This window comes from Aliiglaciecola aliphaticivorans, assembly GCF_054782055.1.
Window position 1 is genome coordinate 36,522 of the sequence record NZ_BAAGTF010000097.1, and the last position, 18,139, is coordinate 54,660.

An 18,139-nucleotide genomic window follows, 5' to 3' on the forward strand; every position below is an offset into this window, starting at 1 on the left:
TGTTGATGCGATTCAACTAAAAACTAAAACGCCGCTTATTATTTAAAGGCGGCGTTTTTTACTATGTTGCTTAATTAGAGGGCGTGTTTTATAGCTGATTTAGCAATTCTTCTGCTTGTTTCTTTTCCATAAAATCTTGGTTAGCGTTTAAGGCTCTTTGCACTGAAGTTTTGGCTTCAGCTGTTCTACCAAGTTTTTGTAAAGTGACGGCTAAATGGTACTGATTCGAAGGGGAATTAGAATCCATAGCAAATGATTTGCGCAGTATAGTAAGTGCTTCATTGTATTTACCTTGCAAGGTTTTTATCCACCCTTGAGTGTCATAAATCGCTGAGTTTTCAGATTCAATGGCTAATGCTTGCTCGACATATTGCTCTGCTTTGGCTAAATCTTTGGCCACATAAATATTGGCTAAATTATTGAGCATAAATGCTTTATTAGGTATGTTTTCAACCGTTACTAGCTTTCTATAATGGGGTGTGGCTTCATCAAAACGATTTAAATTCAGTAAATAGTCTGCATAGATACTACGTTGAAAATGTTGTTCTGGGTTCTGTTCTAAAAAATCCGTGACAAAAGTTTCAAATTTATTACTGTTAATCCCTCTGGAAGCGAGTTGATATAATTTAAACATGGCGTTGCGGTTTAAATTATTGATCTGCAAGGCGCTAAAGTAATTGTCAAAGGCGTTTTCGAGTGCATTTTTTGCGATATTTAAGTCACCCGATAATATCAACAGTCTTGACTCTTGTGGGTGGGTCTTCAACCACTTCTCAACCATTTCACTGGCACTGTTAAGATCATTCGTTGCTAGATGTAAACTTATATATTCAGTGGCTAAGAATAAGCTATCAGGATGAATTTGGTAAGCTTCGACAATGCTTTGTTTAGCGTCTTCAATCAGGCCTGCTTTATACTGGAGTTTACTTAATTCAACTAAGCCTATTGCATTATCTTGAACCAAATTGTAGATCTTTTTAATTTCCCGAGCGGCTCTATCCGTTTGCTTCAACGCAATGTATAGCTCTACTCGACGCATCTGATAAACAGCCGCATCCGGCTCAGTTTTAATTGCAATATTTAATTGTCTAACGGCTCTTTCAAGCTCACCTTGCTGAGTATAAATCGTGGCTAATAATTCAAGTGCTGCCAAATTGTTAATGTCTTTTTGTAGTACTCTTTGCAGGTTTTTTTCCGCGTCTTCTAACATACTTGCATTAAATTGACAGCGGGCCAAAAGGGTTAGTACACGGATGTTATCAGGTTGGATAGTGTTAAGTTTTTCGACAATTTCCAGTGCTTCTTGATGTTTACCTCGGGAGCTTAGGAGGTTAGCCTTATTGTATTGTGCTGAAAAGTGATCAGGATTAATGGCTAGTGCTTTGTCTAGGTATTCTTCGGCTTCCGTAGGCTTACCTAGGCGAATCTGAATTCCTGCTTTTAAGTTAAGAAAATCAATATTTTCTGGTACTGCTTCTAGGAGTTGATCAGCTATTTCATCGGCTTCCGCTAACCGATTCAGGTTCATCAATAATTCACTGCGTAAAATCACAAACCTAAGGTTCGTTTTTGCATGTTTAGATTGCTCTAGTTGTGCTAAGGCATCTTCAACTTTACCCCGAGATTGTAGGGTTTTTATTTCTAATAATTCTACGTTGGGGTTGTCAGGATACTGCTTTTTCAATTTTCCTGATATTTCGACAGCCTTAAACGCTTTGTCATTGGCTAAATATAACTCGGCAAGGAGTAAAGCGTTGTCGAGTTTTTCAATGAGTTGGCGTTCATGTCGCTGCATCACTTCTAGGGCAAGTTTAGATTCATTTAGTTTTAAATGTGTTTTTGCTAATAAAGCTACCGCTTCTAAATTATCTGGCACAAAGTTAAGATACTGAATGAAAAACGTTTTTGCTTGAATGTAATTCTGTAGTGCATAAGCAGACAACGCACTCACGTAAAATAAAGAGGGATCGTCTTGCAAACTTTCTTCACTAAGACCGGCTAACTGAGCGCTTAACTTTTCCAATTCTCTAGCGGCATCATCACTCAATTGATTCTTCGCCAATAACCACGCTTTCAATAGCATGCCGGTAGGATCACCAGGTGTTTGTTCTAATATTTCATCTAAAAGTTGTTTGGCAGAGTCGATATCTTGATTTTTCAAATACGCACTAACTAATGAGCGTTTTATGATTGGGTCTTCAGGTTCAAGAGCATAACTTTGTTGATAATATTTAATTGCCTCGTCCAACTTTTGTTGAAAAAGATATAAATCACCTTTTATCCGCAGAGTCTGTGCGTTGTCAGGTTCCAAAGCAATTGACAGTTCTAAATAGGACGATGCTTTGTCGTATTTTTCATCTCGCATCTCAAGAGAGGAAAGGGCATTGAGAACTCGAATATTGGCTGGATCATTCTTTAAAGCTAACTCATAACCCTGACGTGCTGCTTCAACATTTTTAAGATTTAACTGGGCTGTGGCAACAATAATTTGCCATTCATTTAAACTCTTGGCGCTAAGGTTATTGAATTGGCTATCAATGATTTTTTCATTTTGCTTAGTATAAAGCCAAACTTTACCAAGGGTATCGACAACTAAACTAGGGTCTGCACCCATAGCTAAAGCTTCTTCTAAAATTTCTTCTGATTCATACATATAGCCGCTAATCAATAATACTTTTCCCATGAGTATTTTAGCGGGAAGGTTATCTTCATTTTCTTTTAAGCTGTTTTTTAGGTGGATATAAGCAGTTTCAAAATCTTTATCTTCAAATGAAGCCAGAGCTTTTTCATAAAATTCACTACTGCTCTGTGCGAAAACCTGACTGCTCAATAACAATAAGGCAGCGATAGATATTTTTTTGGCAAGTTTCACCACGTAAGATCTCTCTATAATTGTGAGCTCAAGGATTGTTCGTAAGTTGATACAACAAGATACCGCAAAGCGTAAAGACTTTACACCGTTAGTGGATAAAATACTGAACATAGAGGAGGTTATATCGCTAACAAGCAGGCATAAAAAAAGACGGCGAACCGTCTTTTTCACAGATTTATTGTTTAGGCTGACAGTTTGCGTCTAAATATCGCCGCAGCACCAATTAGCAATAAAGCGAATGTTGCTGGCTCAGGTACTTCTTGGGTTTGACCTTCACTTTTACGAGTCGTGATGTTCTTTAATTTAATCGCATCGTAATAGTTGTCTCCAGAATTACCTGAAAAAACCGAGTTATATACGCCCACTAACCAATACTTGGATTCAAATCCGGCAGATATGGTTGCGGTGTTAGTACCAATATTAAATTTGTCAGTTTGATATCCCCAACCATCAGACATCAAATCGCTCCATTTGGTGCTGGTTGAAAATGGTGTGCTTCCTAAATCGCCTGTACCTGTATAACCCAAAATACTGACATCAGAGTCATTTTTAGTCCAACCGGCTTTAATACTGGTTAACTCTACCGCAGTGTCAAATTCAAACAACACCATGTCGTAGTCAAGCCAACCGCTATTACTACCTTTATTATCTAAAGCATGATGAGGAGAAGAATCACCTTCATCATCGTTGACTGCGCCAAGACCAGAGGAGTAACGTTTTAAATCTGCGCTTTCGATAAACGGGTCTTGATCGTATGCGACATTACTACTGTTACATTCTGGACCTGTGCCACAACTGGCATTACCGGTTGATGACCAAGCTGTTACCGTCATACCGATTGTTCCAGAGGTATAACTAAGGGAATTCGATCCCCAACTGCCACTTGAAGCTAAATTCCAGGATTGGGTCTCATAGGTTGTTGTGCCTGCTGAGGCGTAACCTGCTACTGCCAACGCGAAAAAACCCGCTAAAATTTTATTAACCATAACTATTATTCCTACATCTTCGAAACTGTTGGCCTAAGCCTTTGCTAGAGGTCTTAAGCAATAATTAAACCAACTTTAGTAAATTCACTGTAAACAAGGGCTTGCGCGTTTTTTTGGTGATTTTTTATCAGGTGGAATAGTTCTACTGTAAAAATAATGGACAGTAAAAAAATTACCTGTTTCCAAATGGCTACTTAAACAAAATGCCACCCTTCAAATCTTCGAAAGACCAATTGTAGCCTGGGATTGAATGCTGTTGTGTATATCGTTTGTCACATAGGTATGTTGAGGGATAAGCGCAAAATTAAAATGGAAAACACAAACTGTAAAAGTTTTTTCAAAAAGAAAACTTATATTTGTCATTGTAAGGGGTAAAATTAAACCATATGAATGTATCTATGATTTTGAGCTAATTCAGGGTTGTGCTATCTTGTGCGCTCATTTTGAAGGGGGAATAATGTCAGAATCTAAACGTAAAGGTATTTATTTATTGCCAAATTTGCTGACAACGGCAGGTCTGTTTTCTGGCTTTTATGCCGTGGTTGCATCAATGAATGGTCGATTTGAAGCCGCCGCCGTTGCGATTTTTGTGGCGATGATATTTGATGGCCTTGATGGCCGAGTTGCACGTATGACAAATACCCAAAGCGAGTTTGGTGCTGAATACGACTCCATGGCAGACATGGTGTCATTCGGAATGGCACCAGCTCTTGTTGCTTATAATTGGGGGTTAACTGATTTAGGTAAAGTAGGCTGGTTAGCTGCTTTTATCTATGTTGCAGGCGCAGCATTGAGACTCGCTAGGTTTAATACCCAATTAGGGGTAGCCGACAAGCGATTCTTCCAAGGGTTGGCTAGTCCAGCGGCTGCGGCATTGGTTGCGGGTATGGTATGGGTTGGCGTTGATTATGATGTTGATGGTAAAGAGTTTGGTCTTGTCGTTGCTGTGCTAACTGGCTTAGCTGGTTTATTAATGGTGAGTAATTTCAAATACAATTCATTCAAAGAAGTGGACTGGCATGGCAAGGTACCTTTTGTTGGGCTATTAATCGTGATGTTGGTTTTCATCATAGTGGCTACCGCTCCTTCTTTAGTATTGTTTTTCGTTTTCGCCTTGTATGCGTTAGCGGGACCAATTAACACTTTTCGCAGTGTCGATAAAGTGCGATTGGAAGATGTGGTTGGCGACCATGAAGAGTCCGATTGCGATTTTGCCGTATCACCGAATAAAGTATCGGAGCCAGAGCAAGAAAAGGCATCAGAACAAAAATAGACGCATAAAAAAACACCAGAAAGTGAGCAATGATATAGCGATTAAGTGTCAAATATTTTAACGATCTCTCTTGCCCTATTTATTCATGTGAAAATAAGTTACTGATTATTTTGATAAAAATAAATTGGTTCGGTAATTGCTTTACTTAGTGGCAGAGGTCGCACTGTTTAAGTCGTGACCGATGATTCAAAAACACTATAACAATAACAATAAATAATGAACGAAATCGTTTAAAACAATAATTAAGGTTCACTAGTATGAAGTATTTGAAAAAAGTTTTGCTCGCGACAGGTCTTATGGCAACAACATTGGGAATGTCTCTGTCAGCAAACGCTGGCGCGATTATTCAACAAGATATCTATGCAGATGTTCAGTTTTCTGATTTTAATCCATTCAATATTGATTTAGGTCCTCAGGTTATAGGTTCTGTTACTTACAATACTGAAGACGCGGATGCAGTAGGTTTCTTAAGCACTGTAGACCTTGATTTGTCTATCGGTGACTTAGCTTTAACCATGGCTGATGGTGAGTCAGCGGATTTTGGCCTTCCAATTATAGCGGGTATTAATCCATTTGATCCAAATGCTGGGTTAGATTTTTTAATTGAAACATTCGCTTTATTTGGCGCTATGCCAGACTACGTATTAACGTTAGATGTTGGCAATTACGATGGTATAGTTGTTATTGATGAATATTTGTACGATGCAAGTGGCAATATAGACGGGCCTTATCTTGACGCCTTTGGTATTACAACACTTGGCGACGTAACCTATGTTCCAGAGCCTTCGGCTTTAGTGCTTATGTTAGCTGGCCTAGGTTTATTAGTGCGCAGAAAAATTGCTGCTAAGTAAGCTAAACTAATTTATCAAAAAACCTGGCAGTTTTGCCGGGTTTTTTTATGTTTGTTGTTCCAAACTCACTACGAAACGCGGCTATCTAACACTCACATCTAGCTCAACTAAAACGCTTATTACGTGCTATTTCAATTACCCCCCACCCAATTTCCTTAGCAACCGTGTCCTATTGGCTTAGTTGATTATTCTAAGTTGGGAAAACGTCAATTATCAGTCGATATTTTTGGCGCGTTTGTTGCAAAACCTATGATTATATTCACAACCGTCAAAAAATTGTTTATGGAACTTGCAGGTTACCTTAATCGGGTAGATAAAAATCAGGTCAAGAGCTTTATGAATGGGATCGGCGCCCCAATCGTAGTGCTAGCCATTATGGGCATGGTGATTCTACCGATGCCTGCATTTCTGCTGGATATTCTTTTTAGTTTTAATATCGCCCTATCACTTATGGTCATTTTGGTGGCAGTTTTTACCAATAAACCTGTGGATTTTGGTATTTTCCCTCTCGTATTGTTAGTCGCGACGGTACTGCGTTTGGCATTAAATGTAGCTTCCACTCGAATTGTCTTGTTAGAGGGGCATGAAGGTGGCGATTCCGCCGGTAAGGTTATACAAGCTTTTGGTGAAGTGGTCATTGGAGGCAATTATGCAGTAGGTATTGTGGTTTTTGCCATCTTACTGATCATTAACTTTAAAGTGGTAACCGCTGGTGCAGGACGTATTTCAGAAGTAAGTGCACGTTTTACCTTGGACGCCATGCCGGGTAAACAAATGGCGATAGATGCGGATTTGAATGCTGGCTATATTGATCAAGATGAAGCAAGAAAAAGACGCATGGAAATTACTAGCGAAGCGGATTTTTACGGCTCAATGGACGGTGCATCGAAGTTTGTAAAAGGAGATGCCGTCGCTGGTTTATTCATTATGCTTATTAATATTGTTGGTGGCTTGTTTATCGGTATTATTCAGCATGACTTAGCCTTTAGTGAAGCGATTGAAATATACACGATACTCACCATAGGTGATGGCCTAGTTGCCCAAATACCTTCCTTATTACTATCGGTTGCTACTGCCATTATTGTGACCCGTGAAAATGATTCACAAGAAATGGGTCAGGAAATGAGACGTCAATTAGGGAATCAAAAAGCCCTTTATGTGACCTCTGGCATTTTGTTCGTGATGGGCATAGTACCAGGAATGCCTCATTTAGCTTTTCTTGGTTTTAGCGCTTTTGTTGGTGGCGTAGCCTACTACAACTTTTGGAATGCAAAGAAACAAGCCGCGGAACCTCAGGTATTGGAAAATACTCAGGAGCCAAGCCAACCTCAAGAGATTAAAGAGCTTGGTTGGGATGATGTACAACATGTTGACACCATTGGTCTAGAAGTGGGGTATCGGTTAATACCACTGGTGGATAAAACCCAAGGTGGTGAGCTACTGACGCGCATAAAAGGTGTCCGTAAAAAGTTATCTCAAGAATTGGGGTTCTTAATTCCTCCTGTGCATATCCGCGATAATCTAGATTTAAACCCGAATAGTTACACCATCTCTATGCTAGGCGTAACTGTGGGGGATGCTGAGATTAGTCATGATGATGAATTGGCTATCAATCCTGGACAAGTATTTGGAAAGTTAGACGGCACCGCAACACGAGATCCGGCGTTTGGTTTAGAAGCCGTTTGGATCCGCCCGCAACAGCGGGAGCACGCGCAAACCTTAGGTTATACCGTTGTAGATGCCGCTACCGTCGTTGCAACACACCTTAGCCAATTGCTCACCAATAATGCCTATCAATTATTAGGTCATGAAGAAGTGCAACAGCTTCTCGATATGCTCGCTAAAAACAGCCCTAAATTAGTTGAAGGGTTAGTACCAGAAGTCCTGCCATTGAGCACAGTAGTGAAAGTGTTGCAAACCCTACTTTACGAGGGCGTGCCTATTCGTGATATGCGTAGCATTGTACAAACCCTTTGTGAATATGGTCCTAAAACTCAAGATCCAGATGTGTTGGTTTCTGCGGTGAGAATATCGTTAAAACGCTTGATTGTGCAGGAAATCAATAATAACGAACAAGAGTTACCGGTTATTACATTGGCACCAGATTTAGAACAAATGCTCCATCAATCATTGCAAGCCGGTGGGGAAGATGGTGCGGGAATAGAGCCAGGCTTGGCAGAAAAATTGCAAACTTCGTTAACAGAAGCGTCGCAACAAAGAGAGCTTGAAGGTGAGCCTGCTGTTCTGCTGACCTCGGGTATGCTCAGACCTGTACTTTCAAAGTTTTTCAAACATTCAGTGATGGGATTGCATGTGTTGTCTTATCAGGAAATTCCAAGCGACAAACAAATTCGAATTGTCAGTGCAGTGGGTCAATAAAATGGCGCAGAGTAATTTATTTAAACTAGACCAGATGCTTCTTTGGGGGGCAATGTGAAAATTAGACGTTTTATCGGAAAAGACATGCGTGATGCACTTAACCAAGTTAAAAAAGAACTTGGTGGAGATGCAGTGATTATGTCCAACAAGAAAACTTCGGAAGGAATTGAGATTGTTGCGGCATACGATCAAGCAAAACCGGAAGCCATTGGCGAACCTAATCACATTAATATGCAACCTAGCACCGGTGTGAATAGTAGCGCAACCACTGGGAAGCATGCCCAGTCACATTCTAGCAGCGCTAAATTGACCCAAGGGCAAAGTGCACCAGCTAGTAAGCAAAAAGTCCCCAGCCTAAGTGAAATTATTGGTGATACTGGCCCAGACAGTTTGCGTGAATTACTCGAAAAGCAAGCCGCTGCGAATTCTTCCGATGCCCAGAGTGAAAGCCATGTTCACAACGTGAATAACCTAAGTCAGGTAAAAAATGCTACCCCTGAAACGGTGTCAAGTTCCGCCATAAGTGAAATAAAGAGCGAGTTGAATTCGTTACGAAACGTTCTTCAATTTCAAGTTTCTGGATTGCTCAAGCAAGAGCGTCAAAGTGCTCATCCTATGCATGGATATTTAACCTCACGATTAGTTGATATGGGCATAAGTAGCCAAATTGCCGATGACATAGTGTCTTATACCCCCGAAAATGCAGATGAAAGACAAGCATGGTTATTTTTACTTAAACTATTGTCTAATCGTATTCAAACCACGGGTAATGCTATTCTTGCTGACAAAGGAGTGGTTGCCCTTGTGGGACCTACGGGCACGGGTAAAACCACAACTATTGCAAAATTGGCTGCTAGAGCCGCACAAAAGTACGGCGCAGACCAAATTGCCATGGTGACAATTGATTCCTATCGTATTGCAGCTTTTGAACAATTGGCAACTTACGGTAAAATTATTGGCTGTAGCGTAAAAAAAGCACAAAACGCAGAAGAATTGTCAGATATACTCTTTCAACTACGCAACAAACGTTTGGTTTTAATTGATACTGCCGGTTTTGGGCAAAGAGATTCTCGCTTAATCAAGCAGTTAGATACCTTAAATCAGCATTCATGTGCTAACATCAAGAAGTATGTTGTAATTCAAGCCAATGCTCAATATAAAGTGTTGGAACATACTCTTAGTGCATTTAGCACAACTGATTTGCAGGGATGTATTTTAACCAAGCTCGATGAGAGTTATAGTCTCGGAGAAGCGTTAAGTGTGGCAATAGAACATAAGCTAGCTGTAAGCTATTTAACCGATGGGCAACGAGTCCCGGAAGATATTAAAGTTGCAGATGCGAAGTTTTTAATCTCTGCAGCAGCTAAGCTTTATAAAAAATATGGTTTGATCCATACTGCTAATTCAGAACAGAATAAATCGGCATTAGCAATATGATCGACGACCAAGCGAGAAGCTTAAGACGAATGAATCAATCTCGATTAATTAAAGTGATTGCGGTAACCGGTGGCAAAGGTGGAGTGGGTAAAACTAATATCACCTTAAATACGGCTATCTCAATGGCTAAAATGGGCAAGCGCGTCATGGTATTGGATGCTGACTTAGGGTTGGCAAACGTTGACGTCATGTTAGGCTTGCGAGTAGAAAAAAATCTTTCCCATGTTTTATCTGGTGAGTGTACCTTAGATGAAGTCTTAGTGATGGGACCCCATGGGATTTTGATTGCGCCGGCAACCTCCGGTACCCAATCAATGACGGAGCTTAGTCCGACGGAACACGCTGGTCTGATCCGAGCATTTAGTGAATTGCGCACTAATATAGACGTGCTTATTGTCGATACTGCGGCAGGTATTTCCGATATGGTGTTAAGTTTCTCCAGAGCCTCTCAAGATATCATGATGGTGGTATGTGATGAACCAACGTCACTCACTGACGCCTATGCTCTGATTAAGTTACTGAATAGAGAGCATGGTGTGTTTCGCTTTAAAATTGTGGCTAACATGGTGCGTAATATGCGCGAAGGTCAAGAGTTATTTGCTAAGTTATCTAAAGTGACTAACCGCTTTCTTGATGTTGCGCTAGAGCTCGTCGCTACCGTTCCTTACGACGAAAATATTCGAAAATCCGTTCGCAAACAAAAAGCCATTGTAGATGCATATCCAGGTTCACCAGCATCTGTGGCCATTAGAGGACTCGCAGATAAAGCTATTCATTGGCCAATCCCTAATCAACCAGGTGGGCATTTAGAGTTCTTCCTAGAACAACTTGTCAGCGAGAAAATGGTAGGTGGGCAACGGTGAATAAAAGGGCAGCAGCTTATCAACAACAAGCCGATTTGGCTCAACTTGTAGAAAGACATGCTTCCTTGGTTAAGCGTATTGCGCATCATTTGTTAGCCAGGTTACCAGCCAGTGTTTTAGTGGATGATTTAATTCAGTCTGGCATGATTGGATTGCTTGAAGCTGCAAAAAATTTCGATGGCTCTAAGGGGGCAAGTTTTGAAACCTTTGCAGGGATCCGTATTCGCGGTGCCATGTTAGACGAAATCCGCAAAGGCGACTGGACACCAAGATCTGTTCACAAAAATGGTCGGGCAATCACCCAAGCTATTAATCAGGTTGAACGTGAAACAGGTAGAGATGCCAGAGACGTAGACATCGCTGAAAAGTTAGAAGTCAGTTTAGCTGAATATCATCAAATGTTGAATGAAGTTAACGCTGGCAAAATTATCGGTATCGAAGACTTGGGCATCACTGAAGATGTTATTTCTACTGAGCAAAATAAAGGCAGTGATACGCCATTTCAAGATTTACTACAAGGTTCATTTCAAAAAGCATTAGCCCATGCAATCACGACATTACCAGAACGAGAAGCAATCGTCTTGTCATTGTATTATGATGAGGAGTTGAATCTTAGGGAAATTGGCGAAGTACTCGAAGTCAGTGAGTCTAGAGTGAGCCAAATTCACAGTCAAGCAATGCTAAAACTGAAAAGCAAAATGCAATCTTGGCGATTAAGCGAAGAATAATAAAACACCATTTGATTTAATCCTCATTGGAGATAGTTTTGGATAAAAATATGAAAATTCTTGTTGTTGATGACTTTTCAACGATGAGACGTATCATCAAAAATTTACTTAAAGATCTGGGATATACCAGTGTTCAAGAAGCCGATGACGGCAGTACCGCACTACCTATGCTGCAACAAGGTGACTTTGATTTTGTGGTAACTGATTGGAATATGCCAGGAATGCAAGGAATTGACTTGCTCAAAGCAATACGCGCAGATGATAGTTTAAAACATTTACCTGTGTTAATGGTTACTGCTGAAGCTAAAAAAGAGCAAATTGTTGCGGCCGCGCAAGCCGGTGTAAACGGTTACGTTGTAAAGCCTTTTACTGCGGCAACGTTAAAGGAAAAACTAGACAAAATTTTTGAGAGACTTGGTTGATAATTAATCTGTAATGAAGTTAGGAGTGTCTATATGACCGGTTCTAATAAAGCTCCAATGTCTCTTGATGATGCTAAAAAATTAGTTGAGTTGCTGGAGCGTGGAGATAACCAGGCAGCCAGTGAATTACTTGAAGAAACCTCGTTAACTAATTCTGTTGAATTATTTGCAGAGGTGGGGAAATTGACCCGCCAACTTCATGATTCCCTGAACAGCTTTCAACTCGACGAACGTATTTCAGATTTAGCCAACGAAGATATTCCCGATGCGCAAAGTCGTCTCAATTATGTTTTAGAAACGACCGAAAAAGCAGCAAATAATACAATGGATGCCGTGGAAGCGAGTATGCCAATTGCTGAAAAACTGCATTCCGGAATTAGTAATTTGCTACCGGAATGGAAAAAGCTGATGACGAGGGAATTGCAACTGGGTGAATTTAAATCCTTGTGCAATGACTTGGATGCTTTGTTGGAGGAGTCTTCAAAAGATACCGATAAATTGACAGGCTTGTTAACCGATATACTGATGGCTCAAGGGTATCAAGATATTACCGGACAAGTGATACGCAGAGTCATTGAACTTGTAAAAGAAGTGGAAGATAGTTTAGTCCATATGTTGAAAGTCTTTGGTGCTTCTGAAACCAGTCCATTAATCACAAAAGCAGATGAAAGTCCTCATAAATCTAAAGCTGAAACAGAAGTGGTGAAAGCTGAAGGACCTATTATTGATGCAGAATTGCGAGATGATGTAGTTACCAGTCAAGACGATGTAGATGACTTATTGTCTAGTCTAGGGTTTTAAGAGGTATTTATTCATGTCTTTTGAAGTTGATGAAGAGATTCTACAGGACTTTCTAGTAGAAGCAGGTGAACTACTAGAGCAACTGCAAGAGCAGCTTGTAGATCTTGAAAACAACCCTGATGATTCTGACTTATTGAATGCGATTTTTCGTGGCTACCACACGGTAAAAGGGGGGGCAGGGTTTTTGTCGCTCACTGAGCTGGTGGACATTTGTCATGGTGCCGAAAACGTTTTCGATACTATGCGAAATGGGCAACGAACGTTAACACCTGAGTTGATGGATGTTATTTTGCAAGCCACAGATGTGGTTGTAGAAATGTTTGAAAGTGTAAAAAAGCGCGAACCCCTGGAAGCAGCCGACCCCCAACTTATCGAAACCCTTCACCGTTTGAGCAAACCTGAATCAGAAGATCCATCTTCGCCTACCCCTGAAGTTCCTGTGGTTACAGAAGAGGTGGTTGAGGTAAAAAGCGATGAATCGAATGACGACATGGAAGATATTACCGAGGATGAATTTGAAGCGCTATTAGATGAGCTCCATGGTTCCAAAACTTTTAATGGAAGTAAAACAGAAACTGATGAAGATGCTGAAGGCTCTTCAACAAACTCAGCAAATGAAGACGCAGTCCCTGCGGATTTGATGAGTGGTGCCAGTGATGAAGATATCACTGATGACGAATTTGAAGCCTTACTTGATCAACTCCATGGTGAAGGAAGCTTTTCAATTGATAAAGCGCAACCAACAGAACCTTCTACACCAACAGAGCCTTCTAAACCGGCGTCTCCATCCGAGCCAACAGCAGCTTCTGCATCAGCAGGCAGTTCTGATTCAGATGATATTTCAGATGATGAATTTGAAGCCTTGCTTGATCAATTGCACGGGGAAGGCAAAGGGCCTGCAGCGGTTAGCAAACCTGTTTCGCCAGCGCCGACACCAGCGCCAACAGCAAAACAAACTCCTACATCTGAGACTAAATCTCAATCAGGTGTAACTAACGAAAAACCCTCTATTACACCTAAACCTGCGGCTCCTAAACCCGTCGTGAAAAAAGACGAAAAAGAAAAGAAACCTGTTGCCGGTGCCCAAGGTGAGACGACCGTAAGGGTAGATACCAAGCGTCTAGACCAGATTATGAATATGGTTGGTGAGTTGGTATTGGTTAGAAATAGATTGTTGAGTTTAGGGGTTAATATCAACGATGAGAGCATGACTAAAGCCATTGCCAATCTTGATGTAGTGACTGGCGACTTGCAAGGCGCGGTTATGAAAACCCGTATGCAGCCCATTAAAAAGGTATTTGGCCGATTTCCTCGAGTCGTAAGAGATTTAGCACGAAGCCTTAAAAAAGAAATTTCTTTGATTCTAGAAGGTGAGGAAACAGATTTAGATAAAAATCTAGTTGAAGCTTTGGCCGATCCTCTGGTTCATTTGGTGCGAAACTCAGTCGATCACGGTATTGAAATGCCTGAAGAGCGTTTAGCTGTGGGAAAACCTTCACTAGGAACAGTAAAGCTGGCAGCTTCACAGGAAGGTGATCATATACTGCTTACCATTGAAGATGATGGTAAAGGCATGGATCCTGACAAGTTAAAAGATATCGCTATTAGTCGCGGCGTGTTAGACGCTGATGCTGCTGCTCGAATGACTGATGAAGAAGCATTCAATCTTATATTTGCCCCGGGGTTCTCCACTAAAACAGAAATATCTGATATCTCTGGACGCGGTGTGGGCATGGACGTGGTGAAAACCAAGATTAATCAACTCAATGGTACTGTCAATATTAGTTCCGAGTTAGGTAAAGGTACTCGCTTAGAAATTAAAGTCCCTTTAACATTAGCTATCCTGCCTACTTTGATGATTGTTGTGGGCGAACAAACTTTTGCTTTGCCCCTGGGCGCGGTAAATGAAATTATCAATATGGATTTGAGTAAAACCAATACCGTTGATAGTCAATTGACTATGATAGTGCGTTCAAAAGCGATTCCTCTTTTTTATCTGCGTGACTGGTTAACTAAGCTAGGTGGCAGTGGCGATAAAAATCAGGGACACGTCGTGGTTGTACAAATTGGAACCCAGCAAGTTGGTTTTGTTGTCGATAGTTTAATTGGCCAAGAAGAAGTGGTGATTAAGCCGCTTGATGCACTGTTACAAGGTACGCCTGGTATGGCGGGGGCAACCATCACTAGTGATGGCGGCATTGCCCTAATTCTCGATATTCCGAGCTTATTAAAGCGGTATGCTAAAAAGAAATAATAATTAAATAAAAGGACGCTTTTTTGTAATGGCATATAGGGTATTGGTAGTTGATGATTCTAGTTTTTTTTGCCGACGTGTAAAAGACATTCTAAATCAAGACCGCCTGTTGGAAGTAATAGGTATTGCCCGTAATGGTGAAGAAGCGATTAAAATGGTCGCAGAGCTAAAGCCGGATGTTGTTACAATGGACGTTGAAATGCCCGTCATGGATGGTATTACAGCTGTTAAGCGGATCATGAAAGTGCATCCCCTACCCATTTTAATGTTTTCATCGTTAACCTCAGAGGGCGCACAAGCCACTTTAGACGCACTTGATGCTGGTGCATTAGACTTTTTACCTAAGAAGTTTGAAGATATTGCCAGAAATAGTAAAGAGTCGAGTGAGTTACTGCAGACTCGAGTACGAATACTAGCCTCAAAACGAGGCTTGGTAGCTCGACGTCACGGAGTCAAACCAAATACACCGTTATCTTCTCCTGGCAGACCTGGCAATACTCACGTGTTTATGAGAAGTTCTAGCGTTGCCGTAGCACCTGCAACAGCACAAACTAATTTAGAACCAGCATTTACTAATATTCGCCGCTCTTCGGGAAAAGAGTATCAATTGTTGGCAATTGGTACCTCTACAGGTGGGCCTATTGCTTTGCAAAATATCCTGACCGAATTACCGGAGACGTTTCCTCACCCCATTGTTCTTGTGCAACACATGCCTGGCAGCTTTACTAAAGCCTTTGCCAATCGCTTGAACCAGATGTGCAACATAACTGTGAAAGAAGCGACCCATGGTGAGCGCTTAGTTAGCGGTTGTGCATATTTAGCACCTGGCGGTAAACAAATGTTAATTGAGGGCTTAAGCCATAATGCGAGAGTAAAAATAACCGAGGTTGAGAGCCGCGACCATCACCTGTACAAGCCAAGTGTCGATTTAACCTTTCAGTCGTTGAGTCAGGTTTACGCTGGGAACGTATTGGCTATTATTTTAACTGGTATGGGGGCAGACGGAAAAGAAGGCTGTGCAGCGCTGAAACAAAAAGGCGCTAAAATTTGGGCACAAGACGAACAGACAAGCGTGGTTTATGGCATGCCTCAAGCGATTACTAAAGCGAATATTTCTGAGCGAAACCTACCATTGTTTGAAATCCCTAAGAGCATTATGCTGGAAATGCGAGTAAAATGAGCACCTATGTCCATTCTTCTAAAAGAGCTCTCCGGTGATAGTTTGGGCCATCGCTAATCAAAAAGGTGGTGTAGGTAAAACCACAACTACTGTGACCTTAGGGGGAATTCTCGCTCAACAAGGAAAGCGAGTATTACTGGTTGATACAGATCCCCAAGCGTCTTTGAGTTATTATTTTGGAGTTGATGCTGAGCAATTATCCCATAGCGTCCACGACGTTTTCATCGCGGGAGATGAACTAGATAAAGACATTGTGTTGGACAGTCTATGTTCTACCAAACTCGATTCATTGTTTATTTTGCCTTCTTCAATGGCGTTAGCTACCTTAGATCGTACCATGGGCACCCGTCCAGGTATGGGGCTGATATTGAAAAAAGCGTTTTCAAAAATTGAAGATGAATTTGACTATGTTCTAATCGACTGTCCTCCTGTATTGGGTGTTTTAATGGTCAATGCGGTAGCCGCTTGTGACAAGCTAATTGTACCGGTACAAACTGAATTTTTAGCCCTCAAAGGTTTGCAGCGGATGATGCACACCTTAAAAATAATGTCGAGGTCGCAAAAGCGAGATTTTGATTATATTATTGTACCTACAATGTATGACAAGCGCGTTAATGCGGCTTCAGATGCATACAAAGATTTATGCAACAATTACAAGGGCAGGGTGTGGTCAGGCGTTATTCCTGTAGATACGCGCTTCCGGGATGCTAGTCAGGCACAGTCACCTCCTTCGTTGTTTAGCCCTAAAACCCGAGGGGTTTTTGCATATAAAAATTTACTGTCACAATTAAAAAATAAAATCGATTATGTCAAATGAGTAAAGACACCTTTGCAAAAGAAGATGTGGTAGAAGATTACCTCACGTCACTGTTGACCGAGGATGCTTTGCCGTTGACCGAAGATGCAGCCGAGGATACTTTGCAGCTAGAAAGCGTTGCTAAGTTACTATCAACAGCTGCTGTTACACCAAAGCAAAAGCAAGAGGGCCTTGCCGCCCCTGTTAATGAACCACAAGTACTCCAAGCTAAAGTTACCCCCGAGGCATTGGTAAGTGCTAAAAGTTCATCAGAGAATGAATCGACAGAGCCAGATTTTTCAGTGCCAACCGCTGATTTTCAAGTGTTATTTTTTGACGTGGCTGGTTTAACCTTGGCATTGCCTCTTACAGAGCTTGGTGGCATACATAAGATTAAAAAAGTGGGGCCCTTGTTTGCTAAACCTAAATGGTTTAAAGGTGTTATGCTTCACAGAGATGAAAAATTAAACGTAGTCGATACGGCCTTGTGGGTCATGCCAGAAAAATACAATGAAGAACTGGCAGAATCATTAAATTATCAATACTTAATAATGTTAGATTCAAGTGGTTGGGGGTTAGCGTGCGAAAGTTTGGTTACAACCACAACGTTAGCGCAAGATGATGTCAAATGGCGAAAGGCTAACTCTAAAAGACCCTGGTTGGCTGGAATGGTAAAAGATAAGATGTGTGCTCTTGTGAATGTGAAACAATTGATTACATTGTTAGACAAGGGACATAACAGTAATGATAACTAGACGCAGCTTGTAGGGAGCGAGTCATATGAGTGATGAAAGAAGTGCTAAAAATGCAGCCGTTGATAGTAATGATGAAGTGCTGCAGTGGGTAACTTATCGATTAGGTGATGAAACCTATGGAATTAATGTTATGCAAGTACAAGAAGTGCTTAGGCATACAGAGATCGCTCCTGTTCCTGGTGCGCCGGATTACGTGCTAGGTATTATTAATTTGCGCGGTAACGTGGTTACCGTCATTGATACGCGTACTCGATTTGGACTTCCGCCCCATGAAATTACCGATAGCACTCGTATCGTTATCATCGAATCTGAAGAGCAGGTGGTGGGTATTCTAGTGGACAGTGTTGCCGAAGTGGTTTATTTGCGCTCGTCTGAAATAGATAGTGCGCCAAATGTCGGCACCGAAGAAAGTGCTAAGTTCATTCAAGGTGTGAGTAATCGCGATGGTGAGTTACTGATCTTGGTAGATTTGAACAAATTACTCAGTGACGAAGAATGGGACGAAATAGGTGATTTATAATTCGTTTTATTTTGTTTAAAAG

Annotated in this window: 15 protein-coding genes; 13 read left to right on the plus strand and 2 right to left on the minus strand. The window is 41.2% G+C overall.

What is annotated here, in order from left to right; all coding sequences use genetic code 11:
* Positions 1–88: 88 nt before the first annotated feature.
* Both prsT and xdp1 read right to left on the minus strand, forming a co-directional pair.
* On the minus strand, positions 89–2,872 hold the full coding sequence (gene prsT, locus ACYVIL_RS21920; protein WP_460315040.1) for an XrtA/PEP-CTERM system TPR-repeat protein PrsT: 2,784 nt from the start codon (positions 2,870–2,872) through the stop codon (positions 89–91).
* Between the two features lie 182 nt (positions 2,873–3,054).
* Entirely contained in the window at positions 3,055–3,858 is an 804-nt protein-coding gene (gene xdp1 / locus ACYVIL_RS21925) for an exosortase-dependent surface protein XDP1 (RefSeq protein ID WP_460315042.1), read from the minus strand.
* 457 nt (positions 3,859–4,315) lie between these two features.
* Between xdp1 and pssA the strand changes: the two genes are divergently transcribed.
* The 13 genes from pssA to ACYVIL_RS21990 all read left to right on the plus strand — a co-directional run bounded on the left by pssA (position 4,316) and on the right by ACYVIL_RS21990 (position 18,117).
* The gene (gene pssA, locus ACYVIL_RS21930) at positions 4,316–5,131 is read left to right on the plus strand and encodes a CDP-diacylglycerol--serine O-phosphatidyltransferase (RefSeq protein WP_460315044.1); all 816 of its coding nucleotides are present in this window, start codon (positions 4,316–4,318) and stop codon (positions 5,129–5,131) included.
* A 257-nt stretch (positions 5,132–5,388) separates the two neighbouring features.
* Positions 5,389–5,982, plus strand: a complete 594-nt coding sequence (locus ACYVIL_RS21935; protein ID WP_460315046.1) for a PEP-CTERM sorting domain-containing protein — start codon at positions 5,389–5,391, stop codon at positions 5,980–5,982.
* A gap of 282 nt (positions 5,983–6,264) precedes the next feature.
* Positions 6,265–8,361 (plus strand): flagellar biosynthesis protein FlhA, encoded by a 2,097-nt coding sequence (gene flhA, locus ACYVIL_RS21940; RefSeq protein ID WP_460315165.1) that lies wholly within the window; start codon positions 6,265–6,267, stop codon positions 8,359–8,361.
* A 54-nt stretch (positions 8,362–8,415) separates the two neighbouring features.
* The gene (flhF, locus tag ACYVIL_RS21945) at positions 8,416–9,798 is read left to right on the plus strand and encodes a flagellar biosynthesis protein FlhF (protein WP_460315048.1); all 1,383 of its coding nucleotides are present in this window, start codon (positions 8,416–8,418) and stop codon (positions 9,796–9,798) included.
* Positions 9,795–10,661, plus strand: a complete 867-nt coding sequence (locus ACYVIL_RS21950) for a MinD/ParA family protein (protein ID WP_303474297.1) — start codon at positions 9,795–9,797, stop codon at positions 10,659–10,661. Before flhF ends, ACYVIL_RS21950 begins: the two co-directional genes overlap by 4 nt.
* Positions 10,658–11,389 carry an RNA polymerase sigma factor FliA gene (locus tag ACYVIL_RS21955; protein ID WP_303474295.1) on the plus strand — a complete coding sequence of 244 codons (732 nt, stop codon included), beginning with the start codon at positions 10,658–10,660 and terminating at the stop codon, positions 11,387–11,389. Before ACYVIL_RS21950 ends, ACYVIL_RS21955 begins: the two co-directional genes overlap by 4 nt.
* A gap of 38 nt (positions 11,390–11,427) precedes the next feature.
* Complete coding sequence (cheY, locus tag ACYVIL_RS21960) at positions 11,428–11,811, plus strand: chemotaxis response regulator CheY (RefSeq protein ID WP_303474294.1); 384 nt, start codon at positions 11,428–11,430, stop codon at positions 11,809–11,811.
* Between the two features lie 33 nt (positions 11,812–11,844).
* Positions 11,845–12,612: a protein phosphatase CheZ gene (locus ACYVIL_RS21965; protein WP_460315051.1), complete on the plus strand. Its 768-nt coding sequence runs from the start codon at positions 11,845–11,847 to the stop codon at positions 12,610–12,612.
* Between the two features lie 13 nt (positions 12,613–12,625).
* On the plus strand, positions 12,626–14,866 hold the full coding sequence (locus ACYVIL_RS21970) for a chemotaxis protein CheA (protein ID WP_460315053.1): 2,241 nt from the start codon (positions 12,626–12,628) through the stop codon (positions 14,864–14,866).
* Positions 14,867–14,894: 28 nt separating this feature from the next.
* A complete protein-coding gene (locus tag ACYVIL_RS21975) occupies positions 14,895–16,046 on the plus strand; it encodes a protein-glutamate methylesterase/protein-glutamine glutaminase (RefSeq protein ID WP_303474290.1) in 1,152 nt (383 codons plus the stop codon).
* Between the two features lie 34 nt (positions 16,047–16,080).
* On the plus strand, positions 16,081–16,863 hold the full coding sequence (locus tag ACYVIL_RS21980; protein WP_303474289.1) for a ParA family protein: 783 nt from the start codon (positions 16,081–16,083) through the stop codon (positions 16,861–16,863).
* Positions 16,860–17,597, plus strand: a complete 738-nt coding sequence (locus ACYVIL_RS21985) for a chemotaxis protein CheW (RefSeq protein ID WP_460315056.1) — start codon at positions 16,860–16,862, stop codon at positions 17,595–17,597. Before ACYVIL_RS21980 ends, ACYVIL_RS21985 begins: the two co-directional genes overlap by 4 nt.
* Positions 17,598–17,622: 25 nt before the next feature.
* Positions 17,623–18,117, plus strand: a complete 495-nt coding sequence (locus tag ACYVIL_RS21990) for a chemotaxis protein CheW (protein ID WP_303474287.1) — start codon at positions 17,623–17,625, stop codon at positions 18,115–18,117.
* The last annotated feature ends 22 nt before the right edge of the window (positions 18,118–18,139 follow it).

Coding starts and splice junctions, on each gene's coding strand:
- ACYVIL_RS21975 (WP_303474290.1), top strand. CDS start 14,895: ATGGCATATAGGGTATTGGTAGTTGATGATTCTAGTTTTTTTTGCCGA.
- xdp1 (WP_460315042.1), bottom strand. CDS start 3,858: ATGGTTAATAAAATTTTAGCGGGTTTTTTCGCGTTGGCAGTAGCAGGT.
- ACYVIL_RS21990 (WP_303474287.1), top strand. CDS start 17,623: ATGAGTGATGAAAGAAGTGCTAAAAATGCAGCCGTTGATAGTAATGAT.
- ACYVIL_RS21970 (WP_460315053.1), top strand. CDS start 12,626: ATGTCTTTTGAAGTTGATGAAGAGATTCTACAGGACTTTCTAGTAGAA.
- ACYVIL_RS21935 (WP_460315046.1), top strand. CDS start 5,389: ATGAAGTATTTGAAAAAAGTTTTGCTCGCGACAGGTCTTATGGCAACA.
- flhA (WP_460315165.1), top strand. CDS start 6,265: ATGGAACTTGCAGGTTACCTTAATCGGGTAGATAAAAATCAGGTCAAG.
- ACYVIL_RS21950 (WP_303474297.1), top strand. CDS start 9,795: ATGATCGACGACCAAGCGAGAAGCTTAAGACGAATGAATCAATCTCGA.
- ACYVIL_RS21985 (WP_460315056.1), top strand. CDS start 16,860: ATGAGTAAAGACACCTTTGCAAAAGAAGATGTGGTAGAAGATTACCTC.
- ACYVIL_RS21965 (WP_460315051.1), top strand. CDS start 11,845: ATGACCGGTTCTAATAAAGCTCCAATGTCTCTTGATGATGCTAAAAAA.
- pssA (WP_460315044.1), top strand. CDS start 4,316: ATGTCAGAATCTAAACGTAAAGGTATTTATTTATTGCCAAATTTGCTG.